This window comes from Bacillus cereus group sp. BfR-BA-01382 (assembly GCF_022663475.1).
Lineage (GTDB): Bacteria > Bacillota > Bacilli > Bacillales > Bacillaceae_G > Bacillus_A > Bacillus_A thuringiensis_S.
In genome coordinates, this window is the sequence record NZ_JAKUFQ010000083.1 from 1 (window position 1) to 25292 (window position 25292).

Consider the following 25292-nt stretch of genomic DNA (forward strand, 5'->3'; position numbering starts at 1 on the left):
CGCCGGAACGTCTCATGACGCTTATGAAAATAGAAATGAAAAAACGTATAAATACATTTGTTTCATACGAAGTAGAAGCGCAATCTATAGGGCGTATATACGGACTAGAGCATGAGCAAGTCAATGAAGGTGATACAGTTCATATAAAAGATGAAGGATTTACACCTAAATTATATTTAGAAGCTCGTGTTATTGCCGGAGATGAATCTTTTAAAGATCCATCAAAAGATAAATACGTATTTGGTGACTATCGAGAAATTATAGATCCGAATGAGGAATCACGAAAACTATATAACAAACTGCGTGCTTGGTTAGACGGAAAAGCTAATAACGAATTAGTAAAGCAGCTTGATGAGTTGGCTAAACAAGCAAAAAAAGAATCTGAACAAGCTGTTAAAGATTCAAAATCAGCAAAAGACATCTCTGAAAAATTAAAAGAAAATATCGAAACGAATATGGTTAATATCATAGAAGGTAAGGAACCACCAACCACTGATCTTAAACCAAACAAAACGCTTTGGCGCGATATCAGCAACGGTAAACCTGGTATTTTAAAAATATGGACAGGTACAGCTTGGGAGTCGGTTGTTCCCGACGTAGAAACAATAAAGCAAGACACGATTGAACAGGTTAATAAGGATATTCAACTCACAAAAGAAGAATTAAATAAGAAAGTGGAAGAAGCACAAGAAGCAGCCACTGGTCAATTCAATCAAGTAACAGAAAATCTACAAAAAGTTTCAAGAACTATAACTGATGTACAAAGAGATCAAGGTGAAATTAATAAAAAAGTTACCCAGGTTGAACAGGATTCTGAGAAATTTAAGGTGTCTATTGAAACATTAACGAAAACTGGTTCTGAGACGATATACAAAGTCAACAACTTAGTAAGTGATGTGGACGGAAATAAGAGAGTTATTTCAGAGGTTAAAGAAAGTGTAGCTAACATAAACGATGATGTGAGAAATTTATTAATCGGTTCTAAATCCTTTGATGGCGCTTTGACCTTTGCTCAAGCAGACAATCGTTGGTGGCTTAAATCAGCGGATAAAGTTAAAATTTCGAAAGATGTTTTTCAAAGTAATGCTGTTATAGAAACCCAATCATCATGGACTGCTTTAGCTTATAACTTCAAAGATTTAGTAGATCGAAAAGTTGTAAAAGTAGGAGATAAAGTAACCTATACAATTTATACTCGCGTAAAAGGTTTACCGGATGGCCAAGATTTACAACAAACTTTCTATTTTGCAGCCGGTGCTACCGGACTCCGTCCAAATAAATCTACTAATCAATGGCAACGTGTAAGTGTTTCGTTCGTAGTGACAGCGGGCATGATGGCATCAACAGGTACGGATAACGAGAGTCATTTTCGTATAGAACCTGACGCAAATCCTCCTACTGGTTGTTGGTATCAGCAAAGCTCACCGCAATTGATTATTACTATAGGCAACAAAGATTATTCGTGGCGACCTGCTCCTGAAGATTTTGCAGATGGAAATGTTTTAACCAAGGTGACAACAGAGATCAAAGAAGCAGCAGGGAAGATTAGCGAAAAGTTAACAAAGGTAGAAACAAAGGTTAATAATGATAAATCTGGAGGACGTAATCTGTTATTAGATTCAAATACTAAATATGAAAAAACAGATTATCTAATCAATCCATATTCTCTAACTGAAAATTTTGTTGCAGGTGAGGAATATACTTTTGTAATTAAAGGAAGTGTCCCGCAGGGCCAACAATTTGGAATTTGGCAGAATGGTGGTACAAATCATGTTGGATATGCAACAAGTGCCTATGCTACCGGAATAACTTATGTAACTTTTAAAGCTGTTGCAACGACAAGTGGGAATGAACGAAGATTACATTTATATAATTATCCAAATAACGCTACAAAGGCAACTGTAGAATGGGTTGCTCTATATAAAGGGAATAAGCCACAGGATTGGACACCAGCTCCAGAAAATCAAGTAACGAATAATGAATTCATCCAGAAAACAACTGAGATAGAAAGAAGTGTGGAGGGTGTAAATTCAACTGTATCAACAGTTCAAAAAAAACAAGGTGAAATGCAATCAACGTTGAATCGTGTTGAGCAGAGCTCGACTTCAAATTCTCAAACCATTACAGCTTTAACGGAAAAACAAACTGAGCACGGAAAGCTCATTCAACAAAATACAAATGAACTAGAACAAACTAAAGACTCGTTAAAATCTACAATTACAGAAAAACAAATGAAAGCTTACGTGGGAGGACTTGGAGGCCCAAACGTATTATTCAACACGGAATTTAAAGATAAAAAAGTAGATGCTAGTGGTAATGTGATAAATGAGACTCCTAGTTTAACCAAGTGGACAAAGCAAGGTGTAGTGACTGGAGCAACAGTCGATGTTGTTACAGATAGAAAATGTGATGGTTATAATGCAGTACGTATCAATGCAACTGGATTAAGCTCCGATAACTACACAGGTATTTCACAGCTTGTCGGTATACCTTTAGATAGTGGCGACTATGTATACTCGACTTGGGTTTACACGGCAGATAAAAACACTATAAATAATGGTGCAGTTATTAAAATTGGATTTTTTAATGGTGCAACACAAGTAAGTTCTGTACAAGCAGAGATTAAAGATTCATTAATAAACGGATCATGGGCGCTCGTAAGTGTAACTGCAAAGGCTCCTGCTACTGGATTTACAGGTTTAAAATCAGAAATATGGGTCAGACGAAACGGTACAATTTGGGTATCGAAACCACAGCTGCAGCAAGGAAAAGAACCATCTGTATACATGCCAAACCCAAAAGACATTACCAACTATAAAGAACTGGTGGATTTAGTGGCGGATAAGATAGCCAAAAGTGATTTTGATACAGTAACAAAAAAAATGCAAACAAGTATCGATCAAAATACCGAAGAAATAGGTTTTCGTGCTAAAGCGACTGAAGTGTACTCAAAGACGGATGCCGACAAAAAATTTGCTTATGTTTTAGAAATGGAAGCAGCAATTAATTTAACAAACCAAAATATTAATTCTAGGGTTAAAAAAGGCGATGTTATATCGCAGATTAATCAATCAGCTGAGCAAATTCAAATCCAAGCAAGCAGAATCAACCTTATAGGATATGTAACAGCTGAACATATCAAAGGAAAAGTTTTAGAAGGAGTAACACTTAAAACGAGTGGAAACAGATTTGTTGAAATAAATAAACAAAACATGAAGATTTTCGATGCAGACACACCACGTGGTTATATAGGATTTATGGAAACAAATGATGGAAGTATTCAACCTTCACTCGTCCTTGGTTCTGACAATATTAAATACAGGGGTACAGGATCGTTTTATATTTATCAAGTCATGCCGCGAATTAATGGAGTCGATCAACCTTCTAAAGCATATGCAAGATTCGGGATTTCTAAAGGAGAAAATGCAGAAGGAACTAATATTTGGTCAAACTATATTCAAATGCATAATGACGGTGGACATCTGAGTGTATATTCAGATGGACAATTTCGTTTTCAAAACTTGAATGATATTATCTTTGAATCTGAAGGATGGGCTCCAGGATATGGTTACTTCTCTGTAACTACAACTGAACCACATATTTTTACAAATAACGCGGGGCAGTTTACTTTCAAAAGAAAAGGCAGTGACTATAAAATACATTTCGTAAACGGCGCCACCGATCATGATTTAATCATGGGTAATGCATTAATAAGGTCAAGTTTTGTACAAGGTTATAACAATGGCTTGCAGATTAAAGATATGATGGGTAAGGGATGGAAAGATATAGAATTAAGAACATTACGAGCGCAAGAGAATATTAGCGCTACAGGGCGTATGTGGGCGCAAGAATTTATCCCTAATTCTTCTCGTAAGCTTAAAACGGACATAGAAGACCTTCCATTCTCTGCTTTAGATAAAATCAACTCTGTAAACATCAAACAGTATCACTTTATAAGAGATGTTGAACGCTTCGAGTCAGGGGAGTCTATTATACTTCCAATTAATTACGGTATGATTGCGGAGGACTCTGACGATGTATTCACCACACCACAGAAAGACGCTGTAACACTTTATAGCTCGGTTTCAATTTCTATTCAAGCAATACAAGAAGTTGACTTTGAAGTTAAAAATCTTCAATTTGACCACGGTATGTTGAAGCAGGAAGTTGACACTCTTAAAGAACAACTTGAAGCAGAAAAACTTGAGAAAGTTTCAATGAAAGCTGAAATTGATGAATTAAAGGTATTAGTGCAACAATTAATAAATGAGGAACCAAAGCAGCCATAAGCTGTTTTTTTATTTTGCATAAAATACGGCTTTTATAAGAAAAGAGGGACAAATAGATGTCTCTCTTTTTATTTTGAAATGAGGTGGTCAAAATGGAAGGGTTACAAGATGTAAGAAACGATGTTCAAGAAATTAAGCAAGAGATCAAGGACATTCGTTTAGAGATTAAAGGGTTAGAAATACGAACAACAGGTAACGAGAAAGATATTGATAATATCAACAAGCAGTTAGATAAAATCAGCGCCAATACTACCTGGATTTTACGACTTATTGTCGGTGGAATTGTTGGAGCAGCTCTCACTTTCTTTTTGAAGGGGGGTGGTATGTAATGTTTGAAATTACTGTAATGATTGCAATTGTAGTAGGTCTTTCACAGATTGGAAAAACAATTGGATTACAAACAAAATATGTTCCGTTACTAAATTTAACGCTTGGCATTATGCTAGGCGTTTTATTTATGGGCGGAGATATCAAAACAAATGTATTCCAGGGAATCATCATTGGACTATCAGCAAGTGGACTATTTGACCATACAAAAATTATGAAAAAGGATGTTGATGCTAAATGAAAAAGACAATGAAACATATTACCTCGTTACTTATGATTCCAGTACTTGCTGTTTCTTTTGCTACAAGTGCTTTTGCTGATCGAACACTTATTATTCCTGATTTACCGAAACAACCATACCGTTATGGTGTAGGTGCTTATGAGGGCGTTGTAGCGCATTCTACAGCAACTCCAGAAGCTCCAGCTATTAACATTCAAAAATATGAGTCTCGTACATGGAGAAATGCATTTGTTCACTATGCGGTCGATTGGAACGAAACGATTCAAATCGCAGATACAAAATACATCGCTTATGGTGGCGGTCCTGCTGCTAATAAACGATTTGTACATGTAGAGTTATGCGAAACAGCGGACTATACAAAATTCAAACGCAGCTATGATAAATACGTTAAGTTACTAGCTAAAATCTTACGTGACCGTGGGTTATCTGTAGAAAAAGGATTGTGGACACATAGCGATGTAACTCATTACCTTGGCGGTACGGATCACGAAGATCCAAATGATTACTTAAAGTCTCATGGGGTTTCAGAAGCTCAATTTAGAGCAGATGTACAACGAGCATACAATAATTCTAATGTGGATGTTTCTGTTCCTGAGAAGCCATCTAAACCATCGGAAGTACCAACAGCAGTAACAGACGGTATCGCCTATATTGAAGGTTACAACGTTAACTTACGTAAAGGACCAGGTACAAGCTATTCTAAAATTCGTCAACTAAACAAACCAGAATCTTATATTGTGTGGGCGGAAAAGGATGGTTGGTTAAATCTTGGTGGAGATCAGTGGATTAAGAACGATCCATCTTATGTGAAGTTTAATAAGAAAAGCACAGTAGATTCTTCTATTGTTGGAAAGCGTGTTGTTTCAAAAGTTAACAATCTACGTTTCTATGATGCTCCATCTTGGCAGGATAAAGATGTGGCTGGTTCTGTAGATGCAGGATTAGGATTTACAATTGATGCGAAAGTAAATGTAGATGGTTCACCGCAATATAAAGTACACAATAGCAAAGGTGAAACATACTATATCACAGCAAGTGAAGCCTATGTATATGTGAAGTAAAAACAAAAGCCGTCCTGTTGGGCGGCTTTTTCTCTTTATGCAAATTTAACTTTATTTTTGTTAGTCCGTCCTAACAGAAATGATGTAATAAATTATATGTATTATAGATAGTTAAACATGTACGCTGAAGTTGGGATTCAAACCCTTGCGTTTTTTCTCACTTTTACCCTTTATTTAAAAAGGGGGTAACCTTTTTAAAATTGTTAGGACGGGCTGACACTTTTACCCTAACGTTTTTTCATAGTAAAAAAATGTCCAAAAATCCAATGATTACTCCTAATAATAAATAGCCCCGTTCTTAACGGAGCTACATCCAAAAATCATCATAATGTACATCTTTATTTGTTAATTTCTTTAATGTTTTTATAATCTTTTGTGCATTTTTCACAGTTGGTGAAAACTTATCTCCTTGGCACACACGACTAATTGTAGATTTACTAACACCACTTTTTTTCGCTAACTCTTGTTGAGTAATTTTATTTTTCTCCAAAAAATTGGAGAGCTTCGATTTTCTTCCTTTACCAGAAATAATCCATCCCATGTTATCACTCCTGTTTTAAATTCTTATTACAAGAGTGGTCAAAGATTTCATTTTTTAAACATCCCGAAAATGGGAATCTTAAACATTATGAAAATCTCCGTTTTAACAAAGATAGCTTTCTTCCTGGTTCTGCAGCGTAATGCTTCATATAGTCACACATCAAAATGTTGATTAGTTTATCTGCTGTATATCCATGCATTGGAAAAGTGTGAGCCATATCTGCAAAAAACACTTCAATTCTCCTTAACGTCCTTCTATCAATCTTTACATCAATTGTTCCGTATCGTTCATCGTTTTCATTAAATTCTAATTCGAAATCCGTATAGTGTTTCTTACTCTCTAAAATTTGAAACAGCTGCTCCATACTATTCTTGGCCCTTATATGTTCAATAAAGTCTTCAACAAGTATTTCAGCTAGATCACTAGCGTTACACTCGTAATCTTCCTCTTCCATATCTTCAATGATAATATTCATCCGGAATAAGTAAATCTTGAGCATCTTTACTTCAAATCGGTATTTCTCTTTTAAGGTCCATTCAATTTTCGTTCGTTCCCACCAACTGTTAGCGCTCATAAGTTGTATTTCTTTAGTCATAACGTCGTATTTACTATACATGCTATCACCTCACATTGTGCGTAATGCAAAACAAAGGATACGTGTTGCAGCTGCTCGTTGCGAAACTCCCCATTCAATCGCTAATTGGACAAGCTTAGAGTGCGTTTCCTGCCCCAATTTTGCGTGAATGTACTTTTTGGTGTCTTTATATTCATACGCATGTATTTCGCTTATATAATCGATTTTGAGATGTTCTGTGAGTAATTTGGACATATATTGTGTAGTAGTTATTCCTTGTTGAAATGCCGAGGTTCTTATTAACTGTCGTTGAATTTCATTTACTGGAATTTTTATATCTTTCTTTTTATCTGATCGAGTTTTACGAGGTTGTTGGTTTGTTATTGTAGTAGTTTTTCTGGAAGGTTCAAACATAGGGTTAACATTACTCATGATGCTCCCCTCTTTCGAAAAATTACCTCCTCTCTCTTGTTTATCTCAGGGACACTTTTCCATAATTCCAATATTCCATGAAAAAATGGTTAAAAGAGAAGAGGGAGGTTATATTTTTCTTAAATAACTATCGATTTATGTTATTCGTAATTAATCATACCTGCGAAATCATCGATATTAATTTCTTCTTTGACTTCTTTTATAGGTATATCTTCCGCACCTATCAAAGATTTAACGAATGCTTCAAGAGCTTTAACAGCCATTGGATTAAGTAATTGTTCTTTTTCCTCTGCTGTTAATGAAAAACTTAAAGGAATAGTGACTTCTTTATGGTTTTCTTTCTTAGCTTCCTTGTCTAATATCCAATAAACAAGTTTATTTCTTGAAATATCTCTGTGTTTATTCAAAAAATCTAAGGTTTTTTGATCTGCATCAACTGGAACTTTTACAGTAAAAGTTTTACCAGGCTGAACATCTTTAATTTTTTTCATGTATACCACCCACTAATTAAGGCTTAATTCCTTTTGTTTGGCGATAATCAGTAATAACTTATAGTAAGCTTTAGCAATACTCCAAATGCTTTCTTCTGTATCTAAGAAATGCATCTCGAATTGATTCTCATTTTTGTTGATATCTTCTAAAAATGATTTAACAATTGCTGCTGAACCGCCAACATTATGAATACTATGTAAATCCCCGACTTCTTTCCATTTATCTACTAGATCACCGTATTCTCTTACAGCAAATTCTTTTAAATGTCTCTCTGCTATTTCATAATAAGAAACAGGTTTACCATGTGGCCTAATAATATAAGCTTCATGTTTTGCAGTCATATTTTCAACAAGCTGTCTTCTTGATTTGAATACATCTACACGGTAAGTACTGAATACTTCTTTACGTATTGCGTCTAAATACTCACCAATACCTAAAGGAGAACCACTTGAGTACTCGTTGTCAATTTGCCCCATACGAATTACTGCTTTGTCAGTAGTGTTACCACCCATATCATTAATTAATATGTTCTTTTGTCTTAGCTCTGAATTTTGAGGTTTTAAGTCTTCACTGATTGTTAAATTAATCATTGCTGCGAATCCTTCAACGTTTACAAAAATATCTTTAAACGAGATACGTACTTTTTTACCTTCTAAATGAGGTGTTTTCTTAAATTCAACAACATGAGTGCCATCTAAAAGTTTTTTCTTAAATCCAGCGCGTTTATCCTCTTTAACTTCATCAACTGGAAGGCCAGTAGATAATAAGAATTCTGCATCAATTACTTCTTTGTCGCTATTAGAAGCTGCTTCATAAGCTAATGCAGCCAACATTAAGATAGTTGTTTGATCCGATTGGCTTTTTAAATCAGTAGCCGGAATTTGAGCACTTTGTTTTTCCTTAGCAGCAAGAGTACCTACTGCATATGTTGCTGATTTTTTTAATGCTGAAGATGTGATATGTACATGTAATTCCTTTAATGGATCGTCACCTAATTCGATTACCTGTCTAGATTCCATTTCTTTAACTACGTTAGGAATGTATAATTTGTTTTCAAATCCATTAAACAAAGCTTTTAAAGCATCGTTTCCGGCATCAATAGCGGCTGTTATTAACATTTTCATCTCTCCCTTTATTAATTAATACTCTTAAATAGTAACACTAGGGTGTTACCTTTTCAATACATGATATTACTAAGGTGACACCTTTATGATTAATATCTTTTAAAACAATCTATTTTATTAATTTAAAAATTATTTATACAAGCAATTCCCTGATCTTTGCAATGGCTTCGCTAAATCTATAAAAAGCGTGTAGAAAGGTAGGGAAGACATAGGCTTGTCCTCCCTAAAATTCGTTGAAATCCCTTATATACTGAGTTTTAGAAGATATAAAAATAGTACGGTGTGTGAAATTTTAAACTGTCATTAATTCTCTAGATCCTAAATCAAGCGAATTAAATTTATCTAACGATTCTGTAGCTCCAACAAATTTTAAAATCTTGGGTATTTCAAATTTAGACTGAAAATAAACTGTCTTTGCTCTTGGAACCTTTTGATCACTTTGCAATTTTTTAAATCCAACATTTAATTCATTGTGGAGGACCCGACCAATATTGTTTAATACATCAACTGATCCATGAATTCGTAATCGTGGACGGAATATCATTCTACCTTTTCTTTTTTCTCGAATTGTTCCTAAATCGTGTAATAGTAGAATAAAAGTCTTTACGAACACTATTTCATTAAAATCACCTATTGGAAAAGAACGCTCCTCTTTAGTAACTTGGGACCATCCCATTTCAACTAGCATGTTTACTAAAGGGTGATTTAAACATACTGCTCCTTCCCAATAAGGTTCATCGCTTCCATATTCGCAATATCTTATAGACCAACTTCTTTCAACCAACTCTGAAAAACGAGCAACAATCCATTTTCTTTGACTTCTTATTGAGAAATTGTCATTTCGTTTGGAACCGTATCTCCAGGCGATAGCTAATACTTCTGCAAATTCATCTGTCGTAACAAAATGATCAAATCGTAATTGTTCTTCTTCAGTAAACTTGAATTTTCTTGGCATACGTATTCATCCCCTATATGATATTAATCTCTTTTGTATTTCTTTAATACGTCTTCTAAACGTTTACGTTCGTCTTCAGATGCTTGTCCATTGTCCGCTCTGTTTGATGATGTATTTTCTTCTTCCCCAACCCATTCTGGAACCATTTCTTTACGTACCGTTTTATTTTTAGGATTATAGTTACCTTTAGCTTTAATCTGTTTTTTGTTATTACGATGTTTTTCTTCGTACATTTGAATATCCTCAAATGTATTGCAATTGGCAGCATTCCAATTAGTAATTGTTTTCTTTATGTATGCAATAGGTTTATCTGCTTCACCATCAATAGCGCGTTTAATCGATTCAAATACTAATACTGCATTTTCTTCTTCACACATTTTAATTAATTCAATTTTTGCGTATTTAGTTGTTTTGAAATATTGATTATAAAAATCAAGAATGAGATTAGGGATACTCTTACCTACATACTTACTAAAGTAATTAAAATCGTTCTGTATATTAAATACTTTTGTATTCTCTAAAGATTCTTTAGTCACGTGACTAAAGTTATTTAAGTCACCATTTTTTGCAGAATCCCCATTTTCTTGGTGACTAAAGTTATTTAAGTCACCAACTGGTGGTTGAGGTTCACTGTCTTTCTTTTGAGCTTTTTCAGCTCTTTTCTTTTCTTTTAATTTTTTAACACGTTCATTTTTCTTTTCTTTTTTCTGCTTACGTAATTCATCTAATTCAGACATATATGTCCAGTTATCTGTTGTTAATTCTGGTTCTAATACATATAAGCGATTGGCTTCGTCTTTTACAGATACTTCTTCAAGTAAGGCAGCTGCATGTAATTCTTTTTTTGCTTTAATTGCTGTTGGTTCTGATACTGTTAATAGATAACTAAGTTCAGTGTTATCTAGAATACAGAAAATATTTCCGTCTTCATCGATAAAAGTATCTTTTACTTGCGAAGTTTGTACTGAAAGTTTGTATCGATCACGTAAGATAGAGTATAAGACACGAGCATTATTGCTTAGTTTTCTATATTTCGGTTCATAAAATAAGTACTGGAATAATTGAAAATATAAATCTGTGCTTGCTTTCATACCGTTGATGCGACGTTCTTTATTAGTTGTTGCCATAACAAAAAATCCTCTCTTTTCCACCCCGCCCAAAAATGGGTATAGGAAAATAGAGGATTGTTATTCACATTTTTTTTAGTATGTGCTATCATAGAGATAACAAATAACTATGTGAAAACAAACCTCGTGTTCCAATTTTCATCGGTGTAGTAGGCGGCCAAACTTACATGAACCTTTGAAAATTTCGTCGGGGTTTTTTATTTTTTATAATTTATATGAAAAATTTACATTTGCAATTTATATATCTACCACTTTATGATAGCAGAACTTTGTTGAAAAAAGAAGAGTAAAAGAGAAGACCGTCAAATAAATGACGGTCTTTTTTGTGGATAAGTACGGTTATCCACAACCTATTAATGAATTATTTTTCTATTTTATCTAATAACCAATCTTGAATTTCGTCTTTTAAATCTATACCGACAGTCAAGGTACCTAATACAACCCCTTTTCCAATTATATGTAGATCGACATTTATAGATGGCTTAAGAGTGTTGATGAAATAGGTAACAGTCTCAATATGACGCAATGGAATACGTACCATATTAATTAAACCGCTACTTTGTAAATAACCATCATCAGTAATCTCTATTACATTATCTTTCCATGAAAATTTATTTTCAGTTATTGTTTTTGGATTTTTAGAACTGAATAATCCCATGATTACACCTCGTTTTTCATTTAATTCATATGTACATAATAACAGAGAGAATCATTCAATTAATGTCGTATTTTGTCGGATGGGAATAAAAACGAGAGCCTATCGGCTCTCTTGGTAGGATTGGTAAAATTATGTAAAATTTTACCTCTTTATTTTGGAAAAGTTTTCTTATATTATGGATTCAAATACAATATCCTCAATTCAAAATAGAAAGCGCTGCAACGCTTCGTATTTCATTTTAGAATCTTAATAATAGATCCGTATTATCTTGATATCTAAAGATGTTTACGCTTAAAAATAAGGAGTGTGAAGTCTACGTAAAATACTTTTTTACCAAGTATGTATATTCCACTAAGAGATTTAACGCTTTCTTTTGTGGTTCTGTATCTAAACTAGAAATTTGATCTAGTATGACCTCGATTTGTGGTGGAATACGATATTCTCGACCAACTAAGTTGTCCAGACTAATATTATATAGATCAGAAATCTTAATGAGAGTTGCTATATCTGGTTCTGATCGTCCTGCTTCCCAATTGGTATAAGTAGAACGTACTACATTCAGGTGATAAGCAACATCATTTTGAGTAAGTTTGTTTTTCTTTCGAAAGTATATAAGTTGTTCGCTCAGCAATGACTATTCACCGCCCTTTTTAATCTGTGACAATTATAAGCGAACGAGAGAAGTGAATGGTATATATTTGGATAAAACGATTAATTAAGAAACTTCTATATTCCTCAGTGATTAGTTTTAAATCATTATAAAATTAGTTAGAACAAAAGTTCGGTTTTGTGGTAAAATATGCATGTGGGTAATCTCGCAAAGTGTATGCAGAATTGCATATGAGGTTCCGTGTAACATAAAAAACGTTGCTGTACAGCGGTTTTACAACTTTCTCAATAGTTTTCAGACTACTCCATGACCGAATTTTGGGAAATTTGTGTTATTATGAAAAGAAATAAAATAAACGGACGTGAAAAAAGACCCACGGTGTAAGTAGTGTTGGACGCACTCTTACACTGCCCCCTAATCCAGGTAGGGAACATTGTCGCGGATCTTGTACATAATTATTATAACACAACTTAGATTGAAAGTGGCGCGTTTTCCTTTATATGTAATAAAATGGGGTTACGTGTCTTTTTGTCCACAAGGAGGACAAAGATTGTGCGAGCTTTATTAGATTTGAGTGACATGCAAGAAACTTTAAAATCAAATGGGTATACGAATCGAAAATTGGCAACAAGATTTAAAGTAACGCATACAACAGTAAATAGTTATTTTAAAAAACAAGATAAATTTGATTTTATGCACTTAGTTGACGCTCTTAGACTATATAAACCTAAAGATGTAGAGTTTAGAAGAAATTGCATTAAAGAGTATATACCAAGACTATCTCATAAAAATTTAAAACTAGCGTTAGAAGTTTTAGACATGTTTGGGGAATATGAACTTCAAGAATTAGTAATTGAACAAATAATGAAATCACAAACAAAAAAGGGCGATTCGCCAACTGTACGTACTAATGTGAAAATTGCTGAATATTATCAACTTCTTAGAAAGAGAAGTGAAGGAACTATTATTGCAAGGGACTTTTTTAATGAAGTTCAACAGAAAAGAGAATTCCAAAAAAATACTGATGATGACTTAATGATTGTTTCGGATTTTAGTATGATGTATTCCTATTTAGATTTTAGTAATTACCAAAAGGTTAATGAATATATTGAAAGTGTATTACCTAGGATTGAGAAAGTTTCAAAACACACAAATCGGAATTCATTTCTCTTGCGTGTAAAAGAAATGCAAGTACCTATTCATTTGCATAATAACGGAGATTTGTTTAAGGCGAGAGAAATTTGTTTTGAAATTTTAAATGACCCTTTTAACTATTATATAAGTACTAAAGCAATCGCTTATTGTAAATTAGGAGAAAGTTATGCGCTAAGTGATTATGAAACAGCGAAAAACTACATCTGCAAGGCACTTGAACTTATAGGTGTTCCAGTTAATAAAAAGTTTAAAATAAGAAGAAATAAAATATTAAATGTTTTACTATTCTTAAAAATACATCATGGGAAAGACTTGGATTCAATTGATCGTACCAAACTGGATTTAGCAGAGTTAGCGTTTTTTTATATAAAAATCGGTAAAAAGGAAGAAGCTTTAGAAATACTTAGAGGACTAGAGAAGCAGAATGGGTCACTTAGTGCCTTTCAACTGTATTATATGGGACTGGCAACAGGTGATAGGGAATATTTTGAGCAGTCCGTAGAAAGTTTTTCTAAAACAGGTGATTTCTTCTATATTTCTCTACCTATTAATGCATTAAAATGTTATAATCAAATTATATAAGTAAGAGGCGGTGAAATGTTTGAAGTCCAAGTTATTTAAAGTTATTTTGACAATTGCGGCAGCTGCTACTTTTACATTTGCACCAGCTACAAAACAAGATAAAATTAAGCATGTAGACGCGCCAGTAATGTATATGGACCCGAATCCGGGCGGCGGTTGATTTTTATAAATAATAATATTAGAAATGACACTATCATATTTGATAGTGTCATTTCTGCTTTATAAAGAGTGGAAACTTTTTTGATGATTACAGATAAAAAACGATAAAAACTTTCCATTCTAAACGGTGCATATAAAATAAAAAGGATGTAGGGGGAATAAATAATGAGTTTAGCATTAGTACATGAAGAAAATTCAACAGAAAAAAATGATATAGCTACTAATCTATGGGAATTATTAAAAAAGGGGGAAACAGATGGAAAGGCTAGGAATCATGTTAATGATATTAAAGAATCGCTTGAAAAACGAAAAAAATGATTGTTAGCGTTCATGCTAACAATCATTTACTTACTTTCTGTATTTAAACCAGCTTTTATCCATTTCAAATACATCTCTTGTTCTGCTTCTGGCATTTTTTGAAGCATCTCGTAAATTTCATCAAATTCTTGTTTTAATCGAGAGTGTTGTTCACCATTTAATTGTGGATCGTCTGAAAATCCAAGTAAATAATCAGATGTACACCCTAAAACTTCTGCAAATACAGAAACGGATCGCTCACTTCGATCTCGTTTATTGTTTTCTATTAATGATATTGTAGCTTTTTTTAAACCTACAGCATCTCCAAGTTCACCCTGTGTCCACCCTTTGGATTTCCTCAGTTGTTTTACCCTATCTCCACGCATAATTTATCCACCCTTTTATATATAATCATTTCAGTTATAGTCAGTTAAATTAATATGCAAGTAAGTACATTCTATTACAAAAGTTTGATAGAATCAAACTTTTGTAATAGTTAAAACTAAATTCAAACAGGATAAAAGGAATTTTTTTATAAAAAAAGTTTACATTTTACAAACTTTTTGATAGAATTCAAAGTGTAAAGTATAAGCGAGGTGAAATTAAAATGAGATTTGACAGCGAGAAAGTGTCAACTTTGCTTAGAAAGAGGAAAATGAAACAAATTGATTTCGCAGGAGCTATAGAACGCCATCCTTCAACTGTTTCCTTATATTTGAGTGGGAAAAGCGAACCAGGAAGAAAGGCATTAATTGCAATGTCAGAAGTTTTAAATACTCCAATAAGTGATATTTTGAAAACAGATGATTAACGCATCACGACATAAAATCGAAATTGATCGGTTTATTTTTTTAAACAAAAAGTTTGCAAAATGCAAACTTATATAAAAAACAAACTTCTACGAAAAAGTTTACGAAAAATAAACTTAGGAGGGTTTAGAATGAGTCGACTACAAGCAATACAGCATCCAGTTAGTCATCTAGTATTCCTAGAAGGAAATGATTTAGTGACTGACAGTTTAACAGTTGCAGATGTTTTCAATAAACGTCATGCAGATGTACTGAAAAGTATTGAATCCTTAAACTGTAGCAAAGAATTTAGCGAACGAAATTTTTCGTTGGCCGAATACAAAGATGCTCAACAGAAGATAAGACCTAAGTATTTACTTAAACGAGATGGATTGATGTTTCTGGTTATGGGATATACGGGTGAAAGAGCAGCTTATATGAAAGAAAGTTACATACATGAATTTAACCGTATGGAACAACAAATTAAACAAAATATGCATCCATTGCAAATGATCAATATCATGACAACAGAGATGATGAATCATGGAGATCGCTTAGGGAAACTAGAGCAAACTGTACAAGAACGCATGACCGTTGATTATAGCCAACAAACAGCAATTAGGAATGCTGTAAATCGTAGGGTTTATAAGCTTTGGAATGATGGAATAGTAAACAAAAATATTCATGATACAAAGCGCAAAGTATTTTCTGCACTTTGGAGAGATATTTATGCTTCGTTTGCAGTGAATAGTTATCACAATGTACGCCAGAAGGATTTTGATGAAGTTATAAATTACATAAAATCCTGGCGTCCGCGTTTAGTATAAAAAGCTATTAAATACAATAGGGAGGTTTTTGAAGTGAACATTGATTTAAATAGTTTAGCAGAAGGTGCAGTTGCAGAAAAACTTGATGATGAGTTCCAAAAAGTATTAAAAAACATGGTGGATCCTAATACAGATCCTACAAAAGCTAGGTCAATTACTTTAACTCTAACATTTAAGGGGAATAAAAAGCGTGAATTATGGGATTGCTCTGTAAAAGCTGTTTCAAAATTAGCGCCTTCAAAAGATGTTGATTCTACATTTATTATAGGTCGCGATTCAGATGGAACTGTTATTGGCCAAGAGTTATCTTCTGGTATACCAGGTCAAATGTACATTGATCGTGAAGGTGATGTAGCTACTGATGTTGGTGAAAAAGTTCCAGTAGTAGAACAGCAAACAACACCTGCACCTACTGAAAGACAAGTTGTAGATTTCCGTAAGCAACAAACTAACTAATAAATTGTAAAGGGGAAATAAAAAATGATTAAAGAAGCAATTCAGTACTTAGTGAAATTAGGAAATACAGAAACAAAGGAAATTGATGGCCAAACATTTTCAACGCAGCCATTACATGTTGTTGAAGAACCAACAGCAAGAGCATTATTAGTACGTAATTTATCAGGACTAGTAGACTATGTGAAATCAAATTTTGATGTAGAGGAGCAATTAATGATTCATATTGCAAGCCCTACTACAGTAAACTGCTTTACAGCTATCAACGGTAACTATAACCGCAGCACATTTGTAAAAACAGAAGCACTTATTCCTGATTTTGATTTTGGCCATTGGCACGACGTAGAGAATTTCATCATTAGCCTCCAATCGGGTTTTGTACTAAATGATGACCGAGAAGTAATGCTAAAAGTTGTTGGGAATATAAAAGAAGAAAATGTTAAATCTTATGGTGATAGTGGTTACTCACAAATGGTTGTAGCACGTGCAGGAACTCAACTTGCAGCGGATGTAGCAGTTCCTAATCCTGTAGCTTTACAGCCGTACCGAACATTTATTGAGGTAGAACAGCCAGAAAGTAACTTTGTTTTCCGTATGAAAGATGGTCCAAGATGTTCCCTTTTTGAAGCTGACGGTGGCGCATGGAAGCTAGAAGCAATTGATAACATCAAAGAGTATTTAACTGCTGCATTAGCAGAGGAAATTCAATCTAAAAAAGTATTTATCATAGCGTAATGGATATTGTCTTAGTTGAGAGTACCAATGCCGTTTGTATCTTTGGTTTAGGACTTGGATTACTAGCATTAGCAGCATACAAAGGCGGTAGCTTCATCGAGCGAAAACTCGATGAAGATGACCGTAAACAAGAACGGGAAGTGAATGTAATTGGGAATAAGAGACAGAGTGCTTCCTGAGCATGTACAAAGAGCTGAACTCTTAGAGGGGAAGCTCCGGGAATATATGATGAATCGTAAGTTATTACTCTCTCAATGTGAAAGAGCAATGAATTCTGGTGAGTTTACAGCTGCTCAAGAATTAAAAACACTATGTGACAAGCAATCTAGTGAAGCAGTTGCGATTGAATCGGAACTTATGGATCTGTACATGCAAAAGCAGAAGAGCGATCAACAAAATAAAAGTAAAGAAAGAAATGAAGTTTTGAAGGTTGCTAAGCATCTAGAAAAGGTTAGTGGAAGTTCGAAGATAGTAGAAGAAATCAAAAAAAGTGTATAAAAAAATACCCATTTGCGAGATGGGTAGTTAAGAAAGAATTTACATTTGCAATTATAACACATTAGTACACATAAACGCACTAGCGGCCATGCAATAAGTGCGTTATATATAAACGATTAAAAATTAAAGGTTGGGAGATGAAAGTAATGAGTGACTTGTTGTTCGATAATAGTGAATGGTGTGATATCTGTAGTGCTGTAATTCCAACTGCTGATGTAAAAAATATGTACATTGAGGGATGCGAAAAAGTGCTTTGTAAGTCTTGTCGAGGCGAGATGGAGTGTAAATTAAAAGTGATTGAAACGTTAGTGATAAAAGATATGATAACGGCTCTTACTAAAGGATACGGAAGGGAAAAAGTACGCGAATTCAACCTAGTAAAAGCAGAGCAATATGTAAAAGAAAATGGAATAAATTTAGAGATTGAAAAGCGCGGCGGAAAGTTCAATCAAGAAAAATTAGGGGTATTCGTATCACTTTCTACTCATGAAATTATATCGATTCTACAGTACTTACAGAAGAAAATTGGTAATCATTTGTGGATTAACGCAGTTGTCGGTTCGTTACTAGATAGGGGGCTTGTATACACACTGCAGCTAGAGGGTGAGCACCATGACGGAACAACTGACACTGTTACTGAATGATTCTATAAAACAACCAGATATATTAGAAAGTTCTCCTTTTGATATAAAGAAGGCGGATGTAAAACAAAGGCGAGGATTGTCAAGATTTGTAGATGTCATGGCTATTATTCCATGCGATGTCTGGAGCGCGGACGAGCTGCCGCGCTCTACAAAACAGGATAATCACTTTGATATGTTCATGGATTATGTCACAGCTATATGGCGTTATAAGAGAAGCGAAGACAAAAGTTTTCATTGGGATTCCGCGGAGAAAATTTGCTGCGTGGCAAGGGAATCGCAAGAGCCACAGCAGTTAAGAATCTATTTGGATAGTGGATTTAGACCGCAATATGTAACTAAATATCTTAAATAACGAAAGGATGTTAATTACTATGGAAGCTGAATTTAAAAGTATTCTTGATGCAGTAAGAGCGATCAAAATTGGGATGAAAACTTTAGAATATTGGGATGATATCTATTTAATTGCTAACAAGAAAGAAGAAATTTATGCAGTATGTGATGATCCTGGACAATTTATAAAAAACGGTTGGAGTAATTGTGGAACGGATGAAGATCCAAGTAAGTATGCGAAAGAATTTAAGGTATTCCAGTACCAACATATAGATAGAGTACGAGGAGTTAGTAAGAACGGTTTTTATCAGTTAGTCAAATTTAAGTATAAAAAACATGAATATGCTCGTAAGGAAATGAATGTGCAATTTGAACAAAGTGTAGATTTTTGGGTTTAGTACAAATTAAGGAGGAATTAAATATGAAAGTGACTGTAGTGAATATAAATATGACGGAAATCATTGCACCGTTTATTGAAAGAGGGGAATGGGTAGCGTTTGAAGGCAAAGACTACACAATGTTTGCAGCGGTAGAAGATATTGCTTTTATCGATCAGAATGGCGGTATTGCAGTATATGGAAATTGGGGTAATGAATCGGTTATGAGTGTAGGAGATAAGGGCTGGCAGTTTGCTGATCAGTGCCGCAAAGCAACAGAGGATGAGCAGTATTGGGAAGAGCGTCGTAGAATATTTGCTGCTAGAAATAGAAGAAATAATGAATTCCATCCTGGCGACTTCGTGAGTAACGATAAACGTGTTTTAACTGTACTACATCAAGAGCCAGAAACGGGACTTGTGGCCGTACTAGTTAACAATTCAGACGAGAGGTTCCAAATAGATCCTAAAGAACTAGAAATCTACTTTTTCGCAGAAGATATGGCGGGTTAATCCATTATGGATAAGGATACATTAATTGTTTTTGTAATATTCAGTCTTATTATAGCTATAGCAATTAGGGTATTCGATAAGATTCAAAAGTAAACAGCAGGTGAACAAAGCAATTGGAGAAACAAAAGATAATAAATCGATTAATAGATTTGAAGTGTTATAGGCTCAGAGACCGTCAATTGTGGGAATTGGACGAGCTGGAATTGACGGTCTTGCTAATAGTTACAAATATAAAACAATTAAAGGGGATAAATAATATGAAATTTGAAATTACTTGCTTATGTGGAATGAATATACTGGCTAGTTTGGTTGAAAAAGAATTTGAAAATGAAGGTCCAGTTACATCTGTATTGCCAATTATTGCGACTGAGGATAACGGAATCGGCGGAATCATGGTAAGTGCAGCAGAAAAAGCTATTCATGTAAAATGCACGAACTGCAACAAAACAGCGCGCTTCTTGCTAGAAATGCCTTTAGAGATGGTTAATCAAGAAGAAACAGCGGAAATGGATTGGTCGAAAGTTTCTTTTGTCGGACAGGAGGGAAACTAATGGCTGCTGCTCCTACATACAAGTATCATATTTCAACAGTTTTTCCGCAGTGGAGATGTGACCATATCATTTCCAAAGAAAGTGAAGAGAAAGCAAAATATCACTATTATAAACAATTTAAAAAGCAGCACTTTATAGATATGCCATTTGAACAATTTGAAAGGTTCATTAGTTGCAAGTACCTGGGAGTGGTAGATATCGCTACGCTTTTTGGACAAGAAGCGGCATTTCGGAAAATGTGTAATTACAGGAGAATACCATTTGCCAAGCGCGGGATGCGTGTCGAAGTTCAGGGAAGAATGGGGACGATCGTTGGCAATTGTAAAAATGATTTGTACGTTATTTTAGATGGTAATCCGGATAAGTTTAGGTTTAATCCGTATTGGGAAATTGCTTATTTTAATGGAAATGGTGACATTATTAAAGATTATCGAAAAGGAGCGTATGCACAATGATACATGTAACTAACTTGCATATTATTACTAAAGAAGAAACGAACCAAACATTTGATATTAGTGAATTAATAGAAATGCAAAAGGAACTTGATAGACGTATTGGTTATAAAGGTAATGACAAATTAGACATGTTGTTCCGTGCATTGTTAGTTGAGATTGGCGAGGCGTGGAATGAAACGAGAGCATTCAAAATGTGGAGTGTAGGGTTTGGGACTCCTAAAGATGGATTATTAGTGGAATTAGTTGATGGATTCCATTTTCTTATGAACATTGTAATTGAATTAGACCGTTTTACCTTAAAGCGCAGAATCGTAGCAATGTTTCGCGAGCAATACATTATGAAGAAAAATGTATTAAGCGTGAACATGCTGTTTGAATGGTATATGCAGGATATTTTAACTGCTAAACGTGCGTGGTGCCAGTACAGAGATTTAAACGTAACCCTAACACATTTACATAAGGCTTTCGGTATTTTCTTCCGACTTTGCTACTTATACGGATATACATATGAGGATATTGTACGTGTGTATAAAGAAAAAAATAAAGAAAACTTTGAACGCCAGGATAACGGATATTAAGACCAAATTTGAATTTTATTAAGAAAGGGGAATTGAAATGAGAAAAGAACAGCTACTGAGTGAACGGTTAACAAAAATTTTTCCGGTTGTTTATCAAGATTTAGATTTCATTTGTACGCGAGGATTAAATGATCCGAATATGGTACATGTTTATTCGAATGAGGAAGAAGCGAAAAATTATGGGTCGTATTCAATAATTGATAAGGGAGATAAATGGAAGCTCTCATGTCAGCCGGATAACTCATACAGTACTTTTAGAACATTCGGGAAAGATGAATTCGAATCGGAACAGGAAATCCACAAATTCATGAGGAGTACAGTTCGTAGTGCTTATAAATTTTATTAGGAAAGGAAGTTCGAGATATGGATGCACGGAAATCAATTCAATTACTAAGGAAATATTCGAAATGTCTAAAGTGTGGAAATGAGAATGTTAGTGATGGTGAAGGAACTGTTGGAATTGAAGGTGACACATTTAAACGTACTTGTAAGTGTGGTTGGAGTGTTGAAGTGAAAGAAAACTAAACAAAAGCGTTATTTTAATTGAAAAGGGGAATGAGATATGGAAGTGGTAAGCAGATCACGCAGAGCTGTCAAAAGAAAACATAGACAAATAAGACAAGAATTTAAGAAAGATATTTTTGAAGCGAGTAAAAACAATCGTGCTTTTGCAATGATGATTGTTGAAACATATACGGCAAGTCAACATAGAACGCACATTATTAAAGTTTGGGAGTTACTAGGATTTCATCATCAAGAAGCTTATAAAGATTACTGCGATAAATTGATGGGAAAACATTTATCAGGACGAGATGAAATAATGAGGTCCATCTACTTTGCGGATAAAGAATTGTATGAAAAATACCTTTACAAAATTCCTGAATGCTACGCAATGGGCGATGCATTAGCGGTTGCATACAAAGTTCTTAAATCTTAACAAAATAGTTATTTGAATAGAAAGGAGAACAGAAATGAATTTAACAGATATCAAAGGGGATAAATCCCTTTGGGAGAAGAAGCATCTTGAAGGTGTAGGAAAGGTGCTTCTTGTTGAAGAGAGTTATTATGACAGGATTATAGAGTGTGTTGAAAAAACGAATATAATCCAGATGAACTTTTACAAAGTGATGTTTGCTTTTGGTAACAATATTAAAGTCATTAGAGCAAAGAATCGGTTTGAAGCTGTTGGATATTACCTAATGAATGTTATAGGGTATGGAGATATTCATGATGTTGTCGTTGAGGAAATGGAACCGACTGAAAAAGTTGAGTGGGAATGTATTGGATTCCCTGTCTATAAAACATTAGAGGAGATTCATACGGAGAATGAAACAGTTTGGTCGGATGATACACCGTATGTGGTGGTAGGTCTAGAAAACTAAACAAAATTCTTATTTTGGAGGGGAACGGAATGGAAATCAAAGTGAACGAACAAGCTCAAAAGTTTCATTTAGCAACAAATCAAGGAAATTGGCAACCAATGATAGGACACGCCATACAAATAGATGAATTCACATTATGTGCATGTCCTATGTTCGACACTGTTTTCGGAAATGTACTTAATATATCTGAAGTTACAACTGGTCACAGGGTATTGTTGCCGATACCAGTTATTGGTGATGCTTACGAAAAAACAAGCACAGCCGCAGGTACAGTTGCATTCTTAAGAACGGAAGTTGCTGAAGAAATAAAAAGAGTAATAAACAAAGTTGGAAAACAAAAAATCATAGAACAAATCGAAAAATCAAAGAAATACAATGCGGAACATTTACCGAAAATGCCACCGATTGAAGATGTTGATACAGATTGGATAACTGCTGATATTAGTGACGTGACTCATTAAGTAATACAAAAACGGTATCTTGTGTGGAAGTGAGGTAAAGGTAATGGAATTGGTTTTATGGATAATTATCGGTATTTTGTTTGGTCACATCGTGTGTATAAAGTTGGATTTAAAACGCTCAAAAGAACGTTTAGATACTTATAAGGAAATGCTGGATATACAAAACGAAAAAATTGATGACGTTTGGGAGTATGTTAAGAAACTTTAACCAAAACGCTATTTTATTAGAAAAGAGGTTGAGAAATGAATGTGTGGATAGGAGAGGATGGTTACTTTAAATGTACCATAAAAGAAAAATCCGACGGTTATTTTGACCTAATAATTATTGATCGATTTAGTAATTTTAAAGATTGGTTTCCGTCCTATAAATCAGCAAGGAACTTTTTAAAAAGAGAATACGCTTTTACTGGTCGGATGAAAAAGATTTCTTAATAAAAACTTCATTTTATTAGAAAGCGAGGTGGTGATATGAGTCTTACTTTTATAGATTTATTTGCCGGAATAGGTGGTTTTAGATTGGGCATGGAGCAAGCATCAAATAAATGCCTTGGATATGTAGAAATAGACAAGTTTGCTAGAAAAAGTTATGAAGCTATCAATGATACAGTTGGGGAGTGGACACGACATGATATTACAAAAGTTTCAGCAGCAGAACTCTCTCGCTTTAGAGGACGAGTTGACGTTATCTGCGGAGGATTTCCGTGCCAAGCATTTAGCCTTGGAGGGAATCGAAGAGGTTATGAAGACACACGGGGAACGTTATTTTTCGAAATTGCACGGTTCGCTAAAGAAATCCAACCACAATATTTGTTTCTTGAAAACGTCACAGGTCTTCTCAGTCACGGGAACGGGGAAACTTTCCGAATCATGCTCCTTGCACTGGAAGAGATTGGGTACGATGTCGAATGGCAAGTCATTAACAGTCGCTGTGCCGGAGTCGCCCACAGTAGAGATCGAGTATTCATTATCGGACATTCTCGAAGATACAGTAGACGAGAAATATTTCCTATCAGATACAGTAATCCACCAACTCCAGTACCGAGAACCGAAGGTTTTAAAATTATCAACAACACGAAGCAAGGTTACGACTTTGCTACGGACGGTGATACAATCAACATCGCTTTCCCTAACTCCAATACAAGGCGTGGACGTGTGGGACGGGGATATTCCCAAACTCTGGACCGTGGATGTACACAAGCTGTAATGGATCCTAAGACAGGCAAGTGGAGACGAATCACACCGAGAGAAGCGTGGCGCTTGCAGGGCTTCCCGGATTGGGCTTTCGATAAAGCGGCTGCTGTGAATGATGATACTCAGCTTTATGCACAAGCTGGAAACTCAGTGACTGTACCAGTCATTTATGAAATAGCAAAGAGATTAGTATAAAAATTTCATTTTGTAAAAAGGAGATTAATAAAATGGCATATAGTGGGGATCATGGAGCGGCATTTGAAAATCTAATTAATTGGTCAAATGATATGTATAGAAATAATGAAATTGCATTAATTGAAAAACGAGCAACACCGGTTGTTGTTACAAAAAAATCTAGAGATGGAAGAATAAAAGAAGGGTATTACGAGAAAAAGTCTACAGTGGATTATGATGGAATATATAAAGGACGATTTATTGCATTTGAGGCCAAGGCTACTATAAATGATAAACGTTTTGATTTGAAAAATATAAAACCTCATCAATATGAATGGTTATTACAAGCGGAGCAGATGGGTGCAATTTGTTTCATCTTACTGGAATTTAGTAAAGAACATTCTATATTCTTAGTCCCATTTGCGTTAATTAAAGAGTATATGGAAGCAGCAGAAAATGGTGGTCCAAAATCAATAAAAAGAGAAGTATTTGATGAGAGAGCATTTTTAGTAACACCAACTAATCGTGCGTTAGTCGATTACCTGCAATATGTTGAAAAATTAGAATGGCCAAGTATTAGTTAAATTAATAGAGGGTGAAGATATGAATGCGAAAGAAGCACGTATCAAAATTCTAAATATACAGGATGTACATTGTAAAAATTGTGATTACCGTTATCGACAATTGGATCATTGTAGCTCTAATTGCACCA

39 protein-coding genes are annotated in these 25292 nt (G+C 34.5%); 29 read left to right on the forward strand and 10 right to left on the reverse strand.

The features are described 5' to 3' along the window. The 4 genes from MR160_RS24890 to MR160_RS24905 all read left to right on the forward strand — a co-directional run. Positions 1–4289 (forward strand): tail fiber domain-containing protein (locus tag MR160_RS24890; RefSeq protein ID WP_242298278.1); only part of this gene is annotated, 4289 nt, incomplete at its 5' end. Positions 4290–4381: 92 nt separating this feature from the next. Continuing rightward, complete coding sequence (locus tag MR160_RS24895) at positions 4382–4618, forward strand: hemolysin XhlA family protein (RefSeq protein ID WP_000398730.1); 237 nt, start codon at positions 4382–4384, stop codon at positions 4616–4618. Then, positions 4618–4857 carry a holin gene (locus MR160_RS24900; protein WP_086874390.1) on the forward strand — a complete coding sequence of 80 codons (240 nt, stop codon included), beginning with the start codon at positions 4618–4620 and terminating at the stop codon, positions 4855–4857. The genes MR160_RS24895 and MR160_RS24900 overlap by 1 nt, the downstream gene beginning before the upstream one ends. After that, positions 4854–5918, forward strand: coding sequence for an N-acetylmuramoyl-L-alanine amidase (locus tag MR160_RS24905; protein ID WP_242298279.1), 1065 nt, complete (start codon positions 4854–4856; stop codon positions 5916–5918). The genes MR160_RS24900 and MR160_RS24905 overlap by 4 nt, the downstream gene beginning before the upstream one ends. Before the next feature lie 307 nt (positions 5919–6225). Here the strand turns inward: MR160_RS24905 and MR160_RS24910 are convergent, their stop codons facing one another. The 9 genes from MR160_RS24910 to MR160_RS24950 form a co-directional block, all read right to left on the reverse strand. Then, positions 6226–6459 carry a helix-turn-helix transcriptional regulator gene (locus MR160_RS24910; protein ID WP_242298280.1) on the reverse strand — a complete coding sequence of 78 codons (234 nt, stop codon included), beginning with the start codon at positions 6457–6459 and terminating at the stop codon, positions 6226–6228. An 85-nt stretch (positions 6460–6544) separates the two neighbouring features. Continuing rightward, the gene (locus MR160_RS24915) at positions 6545–7075 is read right to left on the reverse strand and encodes a hypothetical protein (RefSeq protein WP_242298281.1); all 531 of its coding nucleotides are present in this window, start codon (positions 7073–7075) and stop codon (positions 6545–6547) included. A 9-nt stretch (positions 7076–7084) separates the two neighbouring features. Then, entirely contained in the window at positions 7085–7465 is a 381-nt protein-coding gene (locus MR160_RS24920; RefSeq protein ID WP_227599696.1) for a hypothetical protein, read from the reverse strand. 140 nt (positions 7466–7605) lie between these two features. Next, complete coding sequence (locus MR160_RS24925) at positions 7606–7956, reverse strand: hypothetical protein (protein WP_227599697.1); 351 nt, start codon at positions 7954–7956, stop codon at positions 7606–7608. A 12-nt stretch (positions 7957–7968) separates the two neighbouring features. Next, complete coding sequence (locus tag MR160_RS24930) at positions 7969–9075, reverse strand: ParM/StbA family protein (RefSeq protein WP_242298282.1); 1107 nt, start codon at positions 9073–9075, stop codon at positions 7969–7971. A 298-nt stretch (positions 9076–9373) separates the two neighbouring features. Further along, complete coding sequence (locus tag MR160_RS24935) at positions 9374–10036, reverse strand: hypothetical protein (RefSeq protein ID WP_242298283.1); 663 nt, start codon at positions 10034–10036, stop codon at positions 9374–9376. A gap of 23 nt (positions 10037–10059) precedes the next feature. After that, positions 10060–11163 (reverse strand): replication initiator protein A, encoded by a 1104-nt coding sequence (locus MR160_RS24940; protein WP_242298285.1) that lies wholly within the window; start codon positions 11161–11163, stop codon positions 10060–10062. A 361-nt stretch (positions 11164–11524) separates the two neighbouring features. After that, entirely contained in the window at positions 11525–11821 is a 297-nt protein-coding gene (locus tag MR160_RS24945; protein WP_242298287.1) for a hypothetical protein, read from the reverse strand. 313 nt (positions 11822–12134) lie between these two features. Beyond that, complete coding sequence (locus MR160_RS24950) at positions 12135–12452, reverse strand: helix-turn-helix transcriptional regulator (protein ID WP_242298289.1); 318 nt, start codon at positions 12450–12452, stop codon at positions 12135–12137. A gap of 531 nt (positions 12453–12983) precedes the next feature. Between MR160_RS24950 and MR160_RS24955 the strand changes: the two genes are divergently transcribed. The 3 genes from MR160_RS24955 (at position 12984) to MR160_RS24965 (ending at position 14645) form a co-directional block, all read left to right on the forward strand. Beyond that, a complete protein-coding gene (locus tag MR160_RS24955) occupies positions 12984–14168 on the forward strand; it encodes an AimR family lysis-lysogeny pheromone receptor (RefSeq protein WP_242298291.1) in 1185 nt (394 codons plus the stop codon). Positions 14169–14187: 19 nt separating this feature from the next. Next, entirely contained in the window at positions 14188–14328 is a 141-nt protein-coding gene (locus tag MR160_RS24960; RefSeq protein WP_167316838.1) for a hypothetical protein, read from the forward strand. A 164-nt stretch (positions 14329–14492) separates the two neighbouring features. Further along, the gene (locus MR160_RS24965) at positions 14493–14645 is read left to right on the forward strand and encodes a hypothetical protein (protein ID WP_242298292.1); all 153 of its coding nucleotides are present in this window, start codon (positions 14493–14495) and stop codon (positions 14643–14645) included. 26 nt (positions 14646–14671) lie between these two features. Here MR160_RS24965 and MR160_RS24970 read toward each other — a convergent pair whose 3' ends face one another. Further along, positions 14672–15010 (reverse strand): helix-turn-helix domain-containing protein, encoded by a 339-nt coding sequence (locus MR160_RS24970; RefSeq protein ID WP_242298293.1) that lies wholly within the window; start codon positions 15008–15010, stop codon positions 14672–14674. Positions 15011–15231: 221 nt separating this feature from the next. Here MR160_RS24970 and MR160_RS24975 point away from each other — a divergent pair, with 221 nt between their 5' ends. From MR160_RS24975 to MR160_RS25080, 22 genes are all read left to right on the forward strand, one after another. Beyond that, entirely contained in the window at positions 15232–15435 is a 204-nt protein-coding gene (locus MR160_RS24975; protein ID WP_001209868.1) for a helix-turn-helix domain-containing protein, read from the forward strand. Between the two features lie 129 nt (positions 15436–15564). Then, positions 15565–16239: a Rha family transcriptional regulator gene (locus MR160_RS24980; RefSeq protein ID WP_242298294.1), complete on the forward strand. Its 675-nt coding sequence runs from the start codon at positions 15565–15567 to the stop codon at positions 16237–16239. Positions 16240–16272: 33 nt separating this feature from the next. Beyond that, positions 16273–16695, forward strand: coding sequence for a replication terminator protein (locus MR160_RS24985; RefSeq protein ID WP_242298295.1), 423 nt, complete (start codon positions 16273–16275; stop codon positions 16693–16695). 24 nt (positions 16696–16719) lie between these two features. Further along, complete coding sequence (locus MR160_RS24990; RefSeq protein WP_242298297.1) at positions 16720–17427, forward strand: hypothetical protein; 708 nt, start codon at positions 16720–16722, stop codon at positions 17425–17427. Beyond that, entirely contained in the window at positions 17427–17606 is a 180-nt protein-coding gene (locus tag MR160_RS24995; RefSeq protein WP_016090388.1) for a hypothetical protein, read from the forward strand. Before MR160_RS24990 ends, MR160_RS24995 begins: the two co-directional genes overlap by 1 nt. Before the next feature lie 46 nt (positions 17607–17652). Continuing rightward, entirely contained in the window at positions 17653–17925 is a 273-nt protein-coding gene (locus MR160_RS25000; protein ID WP_481746738.1) for a hypothetical protein, read from the forward strand. 146 nt (positions 17926–18071) lie between these two features. After that, positions 18072–18569 (forward strand): hypothetical protein, encoded by a 498-nt coding sequence (locus MR160_RS25005; RefSeq protein WP_242298299.1) that lies wholly within the window; start codon positions 18072–18074, stop codon positions 18567–18569. Continuing rightward, complete coding sequence (locus MR160_RS25010; protein WP_242298302.1) at positions 18538–18921, forward strand: cell division protein SepF; 384 nt, start codon at positions 18538–18540, stop codon at positions 18919–18921. Before MR160_RS25005 ends, MR160_RS25010 begins: the two co-directional genes overlap by 32 nt. Positions 18922–18940: 19 nt before the next feature. Further along, a complete protein-coding gene (locus MR160_RS25015) occupies positions 18941–19297 on the forward strand; it encodes a hypothetical protein (protein WP_242298304.1) in 357 nt (118 codons plus the stop codon). 23 nt (positions 19298–19320) lie between these two features. Continuing rightward, positions 19321–19788: a hypothetical protein gene (locus MR160_RS25020; protein WP_242298305.1), complete on the forward strand. Its 468-nt coding sequence runs from the start codon at positions 19321–19323 to the stop codon at positions 19786–19788. Positions 19789–20045: 257 nt separating this feature from the next. Then, positions 20046–20339, forward strand: coding sequence for a hypothetical protein (locus MR160_RS25025; RefSeq protein WP_242298306.1), 294 nt, complete (start codon positions 20046–20048; stop codon positions 20337–20339). Next, positions 20339–20794: a hypothetical protein gene (locus MR160_RS25030; protein WP_086874368.1), complete on the forward strand. Its 456-nt coding sequence runs from the start codon at positions 20339–20341 to the stop codon at positions 20792–20794. The genes MR160_RS25025 and MR160_RS25030 overlap by 1 nt, the downstream gene beginning before the upstream one ends. Then, positions 20791–21372, forward strand: coding sequence for a dUTP diphosphatase (locus MR160_RS25035; RefSeq protein WP_236790343.1), 582 nt, complete (start codon positions 20791–20793; stop codon positions 21370–21372). Before MR160_RS25030 ends, MR160_RS25035 begins: the two co-directional genes overlap by 4 nt. 37 nt (positions 21373–21409) lie before the next feature. Next, the gene (locus MR160_RS25040) at positions 21410–21718 is read left to right on the forward strand and encodes a hypothetical protein (RefSeq protein ID WP_242298308.1); all 309 of its coding nucleotides are present in this window, start codon (positions 21410–21412) and stop codon (positions 21716–21718) included. 17 nt (positions 21719–21735) lie between these two features. Then, positions 21736–21897, forward strand: a complete 162-nt coding sequence (locus MR160_RS25045; protein WP_242298310.1) for a DUF3797 domain-containing protein — start codon at positions 21736–21738, stop codon at positions 21895–21897. 37 nt (positions 21898–21934) lie between these two features. Beyond that, positions 21935–22309, forward strand: coding sequence for a hypothetical protein (locus MR160_RS25050; protein WP_242298312.1), 375 nt, complete (start codon positions 21935–21937; stop codon positions 22307–22309). Positions 22310–22343: 34 nt separating this feature from the next. Next, a complete protein-coding gene (locus MR160_RS25055; RefSeq protein WP_242298313.1) occupies positions 22344–22754 on the forward strand; it encodes a hypothetical protein in 411 nt (136 codons plus the stop codon). A gap of 29 nt (positions 22755–22783) precedes the next feature. Continuing rightward, positions 22784–23215: a hypothetical protein gene (locus tag MR160_RS25060; RefSeq protein WP_242298315.1), complete on the forward strand. Its 432-nt coding sequence runs from the start codon at positions 22784–22786 to the stop codon at positions 23213–23215. Positions 23216–23258: 43 nt separating this feature from the next. Further along, positions 23259–23423, forward strand: a complete 165-nt coding sequence (locus MR160_RS25065; protein WP_050842992.1) for a hypothetical protein — start codon at positions 23259–23261, stop codon at positions 23421–23423. Between the two features lie 35 nt (positions 23424–23458). Then, on the forward strand, positions 23459–23647 hold the full coding sequence (locus MR160_RS25070; RefSeq protein ID WP_242298317.1) for a hypothetical protein: 189 nt from the start codon (positions 23459–23461) through the stop codon (positions 23645–23647). Between the two features lie 36 nt (positions 23648–23683). Next, the gene (locus MR160_RS25075; protein ID WP_242298319.1) at positions 23684–24601 is read left to right on the forward strand and encodes a DNA cytosine methyltransferase; all 918 of its coding nucleotides are present in this window, start codon (positions 23684–23686) and stop codon (positions 24599–24601) included. Positions 24602–24633: 32 nt separating this feature from the next. After that, positions 24634–25164: a Holliday junction resolvase RecU gene (locus MR160_RS25080; protein WP_242298321.1), complete on the forward strand. Its 531-nt coding sequence runs from the start codon at positions 24634–24636 to the stop codon at positions 25162–25164. Positions 25165–25292 lie beyond the last annotated feature (128 nt).

What these genes read in the sequence shown, in the direction of transcription:
- MR160_RS25025 (WP_242298306.1), top strand. Translation starts at nt 20,046, where the DNA reads ATGAAATTTGAAATTACTTGCTTATGTGGAATGAATATACTGGCTAGT.
- MR160_RS24925 (WP_227599697.1), bottom strand. Translation starts at nt 7,956, where the DNA reads ATGAAAAAAATTAAAGATGTTCAGCCTGGTAAAACTTTTACTGTAAAA.
- MR160_RS25075 (WP_242298319.1), top strand. Translation starts at nt 23,684, where the DNA reads ATGAGTCTTACTTTTATAGATTTATTTGCCGGAATAGGTGGTTTTAGA.
- MR160_RS24910 (WP_242298280.1), bottom strand. Translation starts at nt 6,459, where the DNA reads ATGGGATGGATTATTTCTGGTAAAGGAAGAAAATCGAAGCTCTCCAAT.
- MR160_RS24970 (WP_242298293.1), bottom strand. Translation starts at nt 15,010, where the DNA reads ATGCGTGGAGATAGGGTAAAACAACTGAGGAAATCCAAAGGGTGGACA.
- MR160_RS25020 (WP_242298305.1), top strand. Translation starts at nt 19,321, where the DNA reads ATGAAAGTGACTGTAGTGAATATAAATATGACGGAAATCATTGCACCG.
- MR160_RS25030 (WP_086874368.1), top strand. Translation starts at nt 20,339, where the DNA reads ATGGCTGCTGCTCCTACATACAAGTATCATATTTCAACAGTTTTTCCG.
- MR160_RS24980 (WP_242298294.1), top strand. Translation starts at nt 15,565, where the DNA reads ATGAGTCGACTACAAGCAATACAGCATCCAGTTAGTCATCTAGTATTC.
- MR160_RS25060 (WP_242298315.1), top strand. Translation starts at nt 22,784, where the DNA reads ATGGAAATCAAAGTGAACGAACAAGCTCAAAAGTTTCATTTAGCAACA.
- MR160_RS25055 (WP_242298313.1), top strand. Translation starts at nt 22,344, where the DNA reads ATGAATTTAACAGATATCAAAGGGGATAAATCCCTTTGGGAGAAGAAG.
- MR160_RS25010 (WP_242298302.1), top strand. Translation starts at nt 18,538, where the DNA reads ATGACGGAACAACTGACACTGTTACTGAATGATTCTATAAAACAACCA.
- MR160_RS24990 (WP_242298297.1), top strand. Translation starts at nt 16,720, where the DNA reads ATGATTAAAGAAGCAATTCAGTACTTAGTGAAATTAGGAAATACAGAA.
- MR160_RS24995 (WP_016090388.1), top strand. Translation starts at nt 17,427, where the DNA reads ATGGATATTGTCTTAGTTGAGAGTACCAATGCCGTTTGTATCTTTGGT.
- MR160_RS25035 (WP_236790343.1), top strand. Translation starts at nt 20,791, where the DNA reads ATGATACATGTAACTAACTTGCATATTATTACTAAAGAAGAAACGAAC.
- MR160_RS25050 (WP_242298312.1), top strand. Translation starts at nt 21,935, where the DNA reads ATGGAAGTGGTAAGCAGATCACGCAGAGCTGTCAAAAGAAAACATAGA.
- MR160_RS25065 (WP_050842992.1), top strand. Translation starts at nt 23,259, where the DNA reads ATGGAATTGGTTTTATGGATAATTATCGGTATTTTGTTTGGTCACATC.
- MR160_RS24945 (WP_242298287.1), bottom strand. Translation starts at nt 11,821, where the DNA reads ATGGGATTATTCAGTTCTAAAAATCCAAAAACAATAACTGAAAATAAA.
- MR160_RS24935 (WP_242298283.1), bottom strand. Translation starts at nt 10,036, where the DNA reads ATGCCAAGAAAATTCAAGTTTACTGAAGAAGAACAATTACGATTTGAT.
- MR160_RS24965 (WP_242298292.1), top strand. Translation starts at nt 14,493, where the DNA reads ATGAGTTTAGCATTAGTACATGAAGAAAATTCAACAGAAAAAAATGAT.
- MR160_RS25045 (WP_242298310.1), top strand. Translation starts at nt 21,736, where the DNA reads ATGGATGCACGGAAATCAATTCAATTACTAAGGAAATATTCGAAATGT.
- MR160_RS24940 (WP_242298285.1), bottom strand. Translation starts at nt 11,163, where the DNA reads ATGGCAACAACTAATAAAGAACGTCGCATCAACGGTATGAAAGCAAGC.
- MR160_RS25040 (WP_242298308.1), top strand. Translation starts at nt 21,410, where the DNA reads ATGAGAAAAGAACAGCTACTGAGTGAACGGTTAACAAAAATTTTTCCG.
- MR160_RS24915 (WP_242298281.1), bottom strand. Translation starts at nt 7,075, where the DNA reads ATGTATAGTAAATACGACGTTATGACTAAAGAAATACAACTTATGAGC.
- MR160_RS25070 (WP_242298317.1), top strand. Translation starts at nt 23,459, where the DNA reads ATGAATGTGTGGATAGGAGAGGATGGTTACTTTAAATGTACCATAAAA.
- MR160_RS24930 (WP_242298282.1), bottom strand. Translation starts at nt 9,075, where the DNA reads ATGTTAATAACAGCCGCTATTGATGCCGGAAACGATGCTTTAAAAGCT.
- MR160_RS24900 (WP_086874390.1), top strand. Translation starts at nt 4,618, where the DNA reads ATGTTTGAAATTACTGTAATGATTGCAATTGTAGTAGGTCTTTCACAG.
- MR160_RS24920 (WP_227599696.1), bottom strand. Translation starts at nt 7,465, where the DNA reads ATGAGTAATGTTAACCCTATGTTTGAACCTTCCAGAAAAACTACTACA.
- MR160_RS24895 (WP_000398730.1), top strand. Translation starts at nt 4,382, where the DNA reads ATGGAAGGGTTACAAGATGTAAGAAACGATGTTCAAGAAATTAAGCAA.
- MR160_RS25005 (WP_242298299.1), top strand. Translation starts at nt 18,072, where the DNA reads ATGAGTGACTTGTTGTTCGATAATAGTGAATGGTGTGATATCTGTAGT.
- MR160_RS25000 (WP_481746738.1), top strand. Translation starts at nt 17,653, where the DNA reads ATGATGAATCGTAAGTTATTACTCTCTCAATGTGAAAGAGCAATGAAT.
- MR160_RS25080 (WP_242298321.1), top strand. Translation starts at nt 24,634, where the DNA reads ATGGCATATAGTGGGGATCATGGAGCGGCATTTGAAAATCTAATTAAT.
- MR160_RS24975 (WP_001209868.1), top strand. Translation starts at nt 15,232, where the DNA reads ATGAGATTTGACAGCGAGAAAGTGTCAACTTTGCTTAGAAAGAGGAAA.
- MR160_RS25015 (WP_242298304.1), top strand. Translation starts at nt 18,941, where the DNA reads ATGGAAGCTGAATTTAAAAGTATTCTTGATGCAGTAAGAGCGATCAAA.
- MR160_RS24905 (WP_242298279.1), top strand. Translation starts at nt 4,854, where the DNA reads ATGAAAAAGACAATGAAACATATTACCTCGTTACTTATGATTCCAGTA.